Annotated in this window: 9 protein-coding genes; 4 read left to right on the plus strand and 5 right to left on the minus strand. The window is 71.7% G+C overall.

The window, feature by feature from the left end; genetic code table 11:
- The 3 genes from ACFFNX_RS34060 to ACFFNX_RS34070 all read right to left on the minus strand — a co-directional run.
- The coding region (locus ACFFNX_RS34060) for an urease subunit alpha (RefSeq protein WP_378209988.1) at positions 1–1,634 on the minus strand (1,634 nt) is incomplete at its 3' end.
- Positions 1,627–1,920 (minus strand): urease subunit beta, encoded by a 294-nt coding sequence (locus ACFFNX_RS34065; RefSeq protein ID WP_378209990.1) that lies wholly within the window; start codon positions 1,918–1,920, stop codon positions 1,627–1,629. The genes ACFFNX_RS34060 and ACFFNX_RS34065, both read right to left, overlap by 8 nt.
- Positions 1,921–1,985: 65 nt before the next feature.
- Positions 1,986–2,288, minus strand: a complete 303-nt coding sequence (locus ACFFNX_RS34070) for an urease subunit gamma (RefSeq protein ID WP_378209992.1) — start codon at positions 2,286–2,288, stop codon at positions 1,986–1,988.
- A 206-nt stretch (positions 2,289–2,494) separates the two neighbouring features.
- Between ACFFNX_RS34070 and ACFFNX_RS34075 the strand changes: the two genes are divergently transcribed.
- Both ACFFNX_RS34075 and ACFFNX_RS34080 read left to right on the plus strand, forming a co-directional pair.
- Positions 2,495–4,213: an MFS transporter gene (locus ACFFNX_RS34075; RefSeq protein WP_378209993.1), complete on the plus strand. Its 1,719-nt coding sequence runs from the start codon at positions 2,495–2,497 to the stop codon at positions 4,211–4,213.
- Between the two features lie 49 nt (positions 4,214–4,262).
- Complete coding sequence (locus ACFFNX_RS34080; protein ID WP_378209995.1) at positions 4,263–4,802, plus strand: LOG family protein; 540 nt, start codon at positions 4,263–4,265, stop codon at positions 4,800–4,802.
- Between the two features lie 17 nt (positions 4,803–4,819).
- On the opposite strand, the gene ACFFNX_RS34085 is transcribed toward ACFFNX_RS34080, so the two are convergent.
- Positions 4,820–5,383 (minus strand): TetR/AcrR family transcriptional regulator, encoded by a 564-nt coding sequence (locus ACFFNX_RS34085; RefSeq protein ID WP_378209997.1) that lies wholly within the window; start codon positions 5,381–5,383, stop codon positions 4,820–4,822.
- Between the two features lie 87 nt (positions 5,384–5,470).
- On the opposite strand from ACFFNX_RS34085, the gene ACFFNX_RS34090 reads away from it, so the two are divergent.
- Complete coding sequence (locus ACFFNX_RS34090) at positions 5,471–5,905, plus strand: PNPOx family protein (protein ID WP_378209999.1); 435 nt, start codon at positions 5,471–5,473, stop codon at positions 5,903–5,905.
- 25 nt (positions 5,906–5,930) lie between these two features.
- Here ACFFNX_RS34090 and ACFFNX_RS34095 read toward each other — a convergent pair whose 3' ends face one another.
- Positions 5,931–7,187: an ABC transporter ATP-binding protein gene (locus tag ACFFNX_RS34095; RefSeq protein WP_378210001.1), complete on the minus strand. Its 1,257-nt coding sequence runs from the start codon at positions 7,185–7,187 to the stop codon at positions 5,931–5,933.
- A 224-nt stretch (positions 7,188–7,411) separates the two neighbouring features.
- Here ACFFNX_RS34095 and dnaG point away from each other — a divergent pair.
- Positions 7,412–8,774, plus strand: a 1,363-nt coding sequence (gene dnaG / locus ACFFNX_RS34100) for a DNA primase (protein WP_378210003.1), incomplete at its 3' end; no start/stop codon positions are given.

The raw sequence follows: 8,774 nt of genomic DNA on the forward strand, positions 1-8,774 counted from the left end.
CCGTCGACGGTCACGGTGAACGTGTCCGGGTCGACCTTGATCTCGGGCAGCGCGTCATTGAGCGGCATGTCCGCCTTGCCCAGCCGCCGGGTGTCGCCGACCGCGACGAGCCGCCGCCGTACGGCGAGCCGGTAGGCCAGCCCGTCGTCCAGGGCGGCGGGCGAGACGAAGTGCACCGAGGTCGCGGGCGCCGCCGTGGCGCCCCACATCGGCCGCGGGAACACCGGCTGCGGCGTCGGGATCGAGGCGTTCGCGTCGCCCATCTGCCCCCAGGCGACCATGCCGCCCTTCAGCACCACGTGCGGCCGTACGCCGAAGAACGCCGGCTCCCACAGCACCAGGTCGGCGAGCTTGCCCACCTCCACCGAGCCGACCTCCGCGTCCAGGCCGTGCGCGATTGCCGGGCAGATCGTGTACTTGGCGACGTAGCGCCGGGCGCGCAGGTTGTCATCGAGCGCGCCGCGGCGCCCCTTCATCACGTGCGCGGTCTGCCAGGTGCGGATCACGGTCTCGCCGATGCGGCCCATGGCCTGGGAGTCCGAGCCGATCATCGAGATCGCGCCCAGGTCGTGCAGGACGTCCTCGGCCGCCATGGTCGTCGGGCGGATCCGCGATTCGGCGAACGCCAGGTCCTCCGGCACCGACGGGTTCAGGTGGTGGCAGACCATGAGCATGTCGAGGTGCTCGTCGAGCGTGTTCACGGTGTGCGGCCGGGTCGGGTTGGTCGAGGACGGCAGGACGTTCGGGTGCGCCGCGACCGTGATGATGTCCGGAGCGTGCCCGCCGCCCGCGCCCTCGGTGTGGTACGCGTGGATCGACCGGCCGCCGACGGCGTTCAGCGTCGACTCGACGTACCCGGCCTCGTTGAGGGTGTCGGAGTGCAGCGCCACCTGCACGCCGGAGGCGTCGGCGACGCGCAGGCACGCGTCGATCGCCGCCGGGGTCGACCCCCAGTCCTCGTGCAGCTTGAAGCCGGACGCGCCGCCGCGCAGCGCCTCCCACATGGCCTCCTCCGAGACCGTGTTGCCCTTGCCGAGCAGCGCGACGTTGACCGGGTAGGGGTCCATCGCCTCCAGCATCCGGGCCAGGTGCCACGAACCGGGCGTGACGGTCGTGGCCTTGGTGCCCTCGGCCGGACCGGTGCCGCCGCCGACGAGCGTCGTCACCCCGGCGCCGAGCGCCTCCGGGACGAGCTGCGGGCAGATCAGATGAACGTGGGAGTCGACCGCCCCGGCGGTGAGGATCCTGCCGTTGCCGGCCAGGATCTCGGTGGACGGCCCGATCACCAGGTCCGGGTGCACCCCGTCCATCGTGTCCGGGTTGCCGGCCTTGCCGAGCGCGACGATCCGGCCGTCGCGCACGCCCACGTCGGCCTTGACGACACCCCAGTGGTCCAGCACGATCACGCCGGTGACGACCAGGTCGGGCGCGCCCTCGGCGCGGGTGGCGACACTCTGGCCCATCGACTCGCGGATGACCTTGCCGCCGCCGAACACCGCCTCGTCGCCCGCCCCCGCACCGCGGCTCCGGTCCTCGGTGATCTCGATGAACAGGTCGGTGTCGGCCAGGCGCACGCGGTCGCCCGTGGTCGGCCCGTACAGCCGGGCATAGCGCTCGCGCGAGATCTCAGTCATCGCGCAGCCCCGGTACGACCCGGCGTCCGGCGAGCGGGACCAAGGAGACCTCCCGGGTGATGCCCGGCTCGAACCGCACCGCGGTGCCGGCGGGAACGTCGAGCCGGAGCCCGCGCGCGGCCTCGCGGTCGAACACGAGCGCGTCGTTGGCCTGGGCGAAGTGGTAGTGCGACCCGACCTGCACGGGCCGGTCGCCGGTGTTGACCACCGTCAGCGTCGTCCGCGGGCGCCCGGGGTTCAGGGGGACCGCCCCCTCGCCCGGCACGACCTCTCCCGGCACCGTCATAGATCCTCCTTCGTCGGAGGGGGTGACTACTGGGGCGTGTCTTCTGATTCCCTCGCTTCGCTCGGTCATGGGATCGGCCGATGAACGGTGACGAGCTTGGTGCCGTCGGGGAACGTCGCCTCGACCTGCACCGACTCCAGCATCTCCGGGACGCCGTCCATCACGTCCTCGCGCGCGAGCACGGTGCGGCCCGCCTCCATGAGGTCGGCGACCCCGCGGCCGTCGCGCGCGCCCTCCAGGACGTACGCGGCGATGATCGCGGTCGCCTCGGGATGGTTGAGCCGCAGCCCTCGGCCGCGGCGGTCGCGAGCGAGCCCGGCCGCCACATGGATCAGCAGGCGCTCCTGCTCGTGTGGGGAGATCAGCACACAGCGACGCTAACCCCGGACGACCTGGCAGAAGAATGGGCGGGCGCGCGATGTAACAGGAATTTCACAGGAGAAACATCGTCCGCTGGAACCGCGGGCGCCGGGGCACGGTCCAAGAACGTGGACTCGCGCCGATCCGTGTCGGGAGCCCTCCCGAGCCGTTGGTGGTAGATCAGGACCGCACCCCCCGACCGTAAGGCGGCACCATGAACCTCCTGAAGGCGCGGCTCTCCGCCCTCCTGCTCTGGTGGGCGTGGATGCCCGCGGGCGCGTACCTGGTCTGGATCCTCTTCCGGTACGGGTTCTCCGGCATGGGGACGTGGTCGCAGTGGTGGCGCATCACGGTCGTGCAGCGCATGTGGCTGCCCGGCGGCTCGTTCGGCCACGCCACCGGCCTGTTCTGGTTCTGGGTCGCCGTCGGCCTCGCCGGCACCGCCGTCATCGTCCTCACCGGCGACGAGAGGTACGCGAGCCGGCGCCGCGCCTCCGGGTTCGTCGCCACCGTGGCCGCCATCGCCTCGGCCGGCGTTCTCCTCGTGCCGTTCCTGCGGGTGGTCTGGGACAACGACAAGGACGAGGGCCGCTACTACAACCGGGCCACGACCTGGCACATCACCGACGGCGCGAACCCTCCCGCCTCGCTCGCGTACCTGATGCGCGGCGCCAGAGAGGGAGAGCGCGGATGCTCCTACCGCGGCACCGCCGACGTGCGGGGCTGCGTCCAGATCGACAAGCTGTCCGGCATCGCCGCCTGGGAGGGCCGCACGTCCTCCTACGCCTCGGCCCAGCAGATGATGACCCACGCCGCCTCGCCCGCCCCGAAGGTCGACTTCTGGGAGGACACCCTCACCTACCTCTACGGGGCGCCGCCGAAACCCGGCGGCGACAGCGGGCCGGGCATCTGGACCGCGGTCCTCGACGGCTCCGGCAAGGCCACCCCGGCCTACGGCATCGCGTCCTGGGACGGCGCCTCCAACACCGTCAAGGTCGCGTGCCGCTTCGCCCCGGGGGACTTCGACCGCGCCTTCCACGGCGCGCGCGGCAACAGCCTGCCCAACTGGCTCGGCGAGAAGTACCCCGACCTGCTGTGGGACGAGGACGACGTCTGGGGCTACTGCCAGGGAGCCAAGCCCGTCATCGTCATCCCGGTCAAGCGGCAGATCGGGGTCAAGAACCGCAGCGTCATGACCGCCGCCGGCGTGCTGATCGTCACCGGTGACCACGGCGTCCACGCCACCTACCGCCGTACGGTGCGCGCGGGAGACCTGCCCGGCCCCGCGTACCCCGAGAGCCTGACCGTGCTGCAGCGCAAGGCCACCGAGTGGGCCGCCGGCCGCAAGTGGAGGTCACGCGCGTCCTTCGGATTCAAACCCACCGTCGACGACGTCCAGGGCAGCAACACCTCCGAGTACCTGCTCCGCGGTCCCGGCGACCACCTGTACTACGTCACCCCGCTGACGCCGAACGCCAGCAGGAGCCAGGCCTTCATCGCCTACGCCGTCTCCCCGGCCGACGCCGCGACCGACGGCCGCCTCAACCCCATGGACCTGTACGTCCTGCCCGACGGCGACCCCAACGTCGCCAACCTCAACGCCCTCACGAACAAGGCCACCGACGCCGTACGCGGCATCGACCCTACGTTCCTCAACACCGGCGGACGCCTGGAGGAGTTCACTCCGCTCGGCGGCGACATGTGGCGCGTGTACGGGGTCCGGCGCGGGCTGACGGAGTTCTACGTCGACCTGTCCATCACCGGGCGCACCAGCCCGCGGACCGTGAACGTCTCCAGCACGCCGAACCCGGGCGGCAAGACCACGCCCGCCGTGTCCGGCTGCGGCAAGCCGCCGGGCGAGATGTCCACCAGGGAGCTGGCGAACTGCATCGGCTCGCTCGGCGACGAACTGCGCCGCAGGAACGGTTCGTGAACGGGCCGGGGCCCGGCCGCGCGACGCCGCCGGGTTCTACGGTGTCCGCATGAACATCTGCGTCTTCCTCTCCGCCGCCGACCTCTCCGAGACCTACACGAAACCCGCCCGCGAGCTGGCGGAACTCATCGGTGAGGGCGGGCACACCCTGGTCTGGGGCGGCTCCGACACGGGCCTGATGAAGGTCGTGGCGGACGGAGTGCACGAGTCCGGCGGACGGCTCATGGGCGTCTCGGTGCACTTCCTGGCCGACAGGGTGCGTCCCGGCGTGGACGACATGGTCGTCGCGCGGGATCTGGCCGAGCGCAAGAGGCTGCTGCTGGAGAAGGCCGACGCGGTAGTGATCATGGTGGGCGGCACCGGAACGCTGGACGAGGCGACGGAGATCCTGGAGCTGAAGAAGCACGGGCAGACCGACAAGCCGCTGGTGCTGCTGAACAGCGCGGGTTTCTACGACGGCCTGAGGGAGCAGTTCCGGCGGATGGAGGACGAGGGGTTCCTGCCGTGCCCACTCGCGAGCCTGGTCTTCTTCGCCGAGGAGCCGGCGGGCGTCATGGCCTACCTTGAGGAGTCTCACCGCGTGCGGTGAGGCGCGGCGCATGGCCGTCAGCCCGCCGTGCGGCCCACGAGGGAGTGCAGCCCGGCGCGTAGCCGCCCGGTGCCCATCCGCTGGTCCGTACGCAGGTAGTCGACGACGTCGGCGCGCAGCGCGGTGAACACGACGTGGGCCAGGTAGCCCGCGTCGGCGGCCGGGTCGGCGGCGCTGATCCGGCGGGTCAACTCCTCCACCCAGAACCGGCTCACCGGGTTCGCGTAGTAGGCGTCCGGACGGCTGTGCTCCAACGCGCGGATGAGCGTCCGGTTGGCGAGGACGAAGTCGAACAGGGCGTCCACGTACACGTGCAGCGCCTCACCCGCCGGTCCGCCGGGACCGAGCGGCGAGTCGCCGCCCGTCACCGCGTCCCGCAGCGCCGCGACCCGGGGTGCGAGCACGGCCTCGACGACGCCCTCCAAGCTGCCGAAACGCCGCAGGACGGTGGCCTTGCCGACGCCGGCGGCCTCGGCGATCCGCGCGAGGGTCACGCGGCCGGCGTCGTCACGGCGGTACAGGGCGTCGGCGGCGTCGAGGACCGCGGTGCGGTTCCGGGCGGCGTCGGCTCGTTCCGTCACGGCCGTCCTCCTCGCTTGCTAACCGGTCCGGCGGACCGTATTGTACTCCGCCGGATAACTGGACCGACGGACCGGTTGGGGGTGGCCATGGATGAGGCCGCACGGAAGATGATCGACCAGCTCCGCGCACGGCCGGTGGAGCCGTACGCCGACGGGCGGCCGGTCGCCCGGGTGATCGATGTGGTGGGACGCCGCAGCGGCGAGCCGCGACCGTTCGGCGTCAACGTGACCGCGCTCGACGGCCGCCTGTACGTGTGCTCGGCGACCCGGGCGCGCGACTGGGTGCGCAACCTGGTCGCCGCGGGCCGCTGCCGGGTCGAACGCGACGGCCCGGCAGGCGCCGACACCGAACGCAGGCCGGTCATGGTCGAGGGCCACGAGGCCGCGCGCGTCCTGGCGACCTACCTGCCCCAGGTCGAGTACCGCGATCCGCTGCTGCCGTTCGCCCCGGAGGCGCCGGTCGAGGAGATCGTGCGCCACGTCGGCCGCACCGCCGTGCTGCGTCTGGACCCGGCGACCTGACCACGCAACGATCGCTCTGGGCAGGTCAGCGATCGACCTTGTCGATGCGACGGCCGTTCTCGGCGAACAGGAGCATCCGGTCGGTGTCGACGGACAGGCGTACGGTGTCGCCCGCCGCGATGCCCGCCCGGTTCTCCAGGCGGAAGACCAGGTCCGACCGGCGGTGCGTGCCGCCGTGGGAGACCGGGTGGACCGGGGCCTCCTCGGCCACGAGCCCCGTCGTCCGCAGCAGGCGGCGCATCAGGCCCGGGCGGCCCGCCTCCCGGGTCTGCTGCGGCTGGTCCTCGCGGAACGCCTCGGCGTCGACGAGCACCACGCCCGCCTCCACGTGCGCCAGCCACTCGTGGCCGTGGAACTCCAGCGTGCGCACGCGTCCGGAGATCACCCCGTCCGAGTCCGGGCGCATCGCGTCGGCGCGGATGCCGAGCGTGACGAACGACCCGTGCTGCGACACCAGCGCGGCGGCCCGCGAGTCCGACCACGGCAGGCTCAGCTGCTGGTCGCCGATGCCCAGGACGGCGCCGTCGTTCTGGTCGGCGCGCACCGCCGCGCGGACCAGGTTGATCGGCGGAGCGCTGAGGAACGCCGCGGTGAACATCGTCGCCGGGTCGTCGTACACCTGCTGCGGCGTGCCGACGTCCTCCAGGACGCCGCGCCGCAGGATCGCGACGCGGTCGGCGAGCGTGAGCGCCTCGGTCTGGTCGTGCGTGACGTACAGCGTGGTCACGCCGAGGGACCGTACGAGCGCGCCGATCTCCAGGCGGAGCTCGGTGCGCAGGCCCGCGTCCAGGTTGGACAGCGGCTCGTCCATCAGGAAGATCCCGGGCTGGCGGATCAGCGCCCGGCCCATCGCCACCCGCTGCCGCTGACCGCCGGACAGGGTCGAGGGAAGCCGGTGAAGGGTCTCCTCGATGCCGAGTGCGCGGGAAAGTTCGACGATCCGAGCCTGGGATTCGGCGTTGTTGTCGCCGGCGACCTCCAAAGGGAACGAGATATTGCCGCGGACGTTTCGATGGGGGTAAAGCGCGCCGTTCTGGAACACCATCGCCAGGTTCCGCTCGCGCGGCGGAAGATGGTTGGCGAGCTTTCCGCTCAGCCACAGGCTGCCCGAGGTGATCTCCTCCAGCCCGGCGACCATCCGCAGGATCGTCGACTTCCCGCATCCGGAGGGCCCGAGCAGGACGAACAGCTCGCCGTCGGGTACGCGCAGGGTCAGGTCACGGACCGCGTGAAAGCCGTCCGGATAGACCTTGTTCACCGCGTCCAGAACGACCTCGGTCATCGCTACCGACACCTCGTGCTCACCGCGGCGGCCGTGAATGGCCGACCGTCGCGTGCGGGATTGCGCCGCCGGGGTCCCCGTGCACCCGATGACAAGAGTCGGCGGAATCCGTTATGGCCCACCGAAGTTGAGCCAGTACACCTCGTAAGTCCGTGATTTGTCCAGTGGTGGCGAATAGTGGGGCACGGGGCTCACGTGCGGCACGGCGCGACTAGACTGCCGACGTGGCAGGCCGGATCCGCGATGAGGACATCGCACTCGTACGCGAACGGTCACCGATCGACGCTGTCGTGGGGGAGTACGTCCAGCTCCGCAATGCCGGCGGCGGTGCCCTGAAGGGCCTCTGCCCGTTCCACGACGAGAAGTCCCCGTCGTTCAACGTCTCCAACGGCCTCTGGCACTGTTTCGGCTGCGGAGAAGGCGGCGACGCGATCGCCTTCATGCAGAAGATCGACCATTTGTCGTTCGCCGAGGCGATCGAGCGGCTCGCGGCCAAGGCGGGGATTCAGCTCCGCTACACCGAGGGCGGATACGTCCCGGGGCGGCAGAAGGGCGAGCGGACCCGGCTGGTCGAGGCGCATCGGGCCGCGGCCGAGTTCTACGCCGAGCACCTGCTCACCCCGGCCGCCGAGATCGGCCGGCGGTTCCTGGCCGAGCGCGGGTTCGGGCGTGAGGAGGCCGAGCGGTTCGGCGTCGGGTACGCCCCGAACGAGTGGGAGGCGCTCGTACGCCACCTGCGCGGCCGCGGCTTCGGCGACAAGGAGCTGATCACCGGCGGGCTGGCGAGCCAGGGCCGGCGTGGCCCGATCGACCGGTTCCGCGGGCGGCTGATCTGGCCGATCCGCGACCTCACCGGCGACGTCGTCGGGTTCGGCGCGCGGCGGCTCGAGGAGCGCGACGACGGCCCCAAGTACCTCAACACCCCCGAGACGCCGCTGTTCAAGAAGGGGTCGGTGCTGTACGGCGCCGACCTGGCCAAAAAGGAGATCGCCCGGCGGCGGCAGGCGGTCATCGTCGAGGGCTACACCGACGTCATGGCCTGCCACCTGGCCGGGGTCGGCACCGCGATCGCCACCTCCGGCACGTCGTTCGGCGACGAGCACATCAAGATCCTGCGCCGGCTCCTGATGGACCAGGACGAGGCGAGCGGCGAGATCATCTTCACCTTCGACGGCGACGCCGCCGGGCAGAAGGCCGCGCTGCGGGCGTTCGAGTCCGAGCACAAGTTCGCCGCGCAGACGTTCGTGGCCGTGCAGCCGGACGGGCTCGACCCCTGCGACCTTCGCATGAAGCACGGTGACGCCGCGGTGCGCGACCTGGTCGCGTCCCGGGTGCCGCTCTTCCGGTTCGCCATCCGCGCGACCATCGAGAAGTACGACCTCGACACCACCGAGGGCCGGCTGGCCGCGATCGACGCCGCCGCACCGATCGTCGCGGGCATCCGTGACCGCGGCATGCGCGACCGGTACGCCATCGACCTGGACAAGTGGACCGGCTTCCTGGACGAGCAGTTCGTGTTGCGCCGGGTCCGCGAGCACGCCACGCGCCGGCGCGGCGACCCCCGGGGCCGCCGGGCCGCCGCCGAGG

The organism is Actinoallomurus acaciae (assembly GCF_042429965.1).
Lineage (GTDB): Bacteria > Actinomycetota > Actinomycetes > Streptosporangiales > Streptosporangiaceae > Actinoallomurus > Actinoallomurus acaciae.

Coding starts and splice junctions, on each gene's coding strand:
- ACFFNX_RS34065 (WP_378209990.1), bottom strand. CDS start 1,920: ATGACGGTGCCGGGAGAGGTCGTGCCGGGCGAGGGGGCGGTCCCCCTG.
- ACFFNX_RS34075 (WP_378209993.1), top strand. CDS start 2,495: ATGAACCTCCTGAAGGCGCGGCTCTCCGCCCTCCTGCTCTGGTGGGCG.
- ACFFNX_RS34080 (WP_378209995.1), top strand. CDS start 4,263: ATGAACATCTGCGTCTTCCTCTCCGCCGCCGACCTCTCCGAGACCTAC.
- ACFFNX_RS34090 (WP_378209999.1), top strand. CDS start 5,471: ATGGATGAGGCCGCACGGAAGATGATCGACCAGCTCCGCGCACGGCCG.
- ACFFNX_RS34095 (WP_378210001.1), bottom strand. CDS start 7,187: ATGACCGAGGTCGTTCTGGACGCGGTGAACAAGGTCTATCCGGACGGC.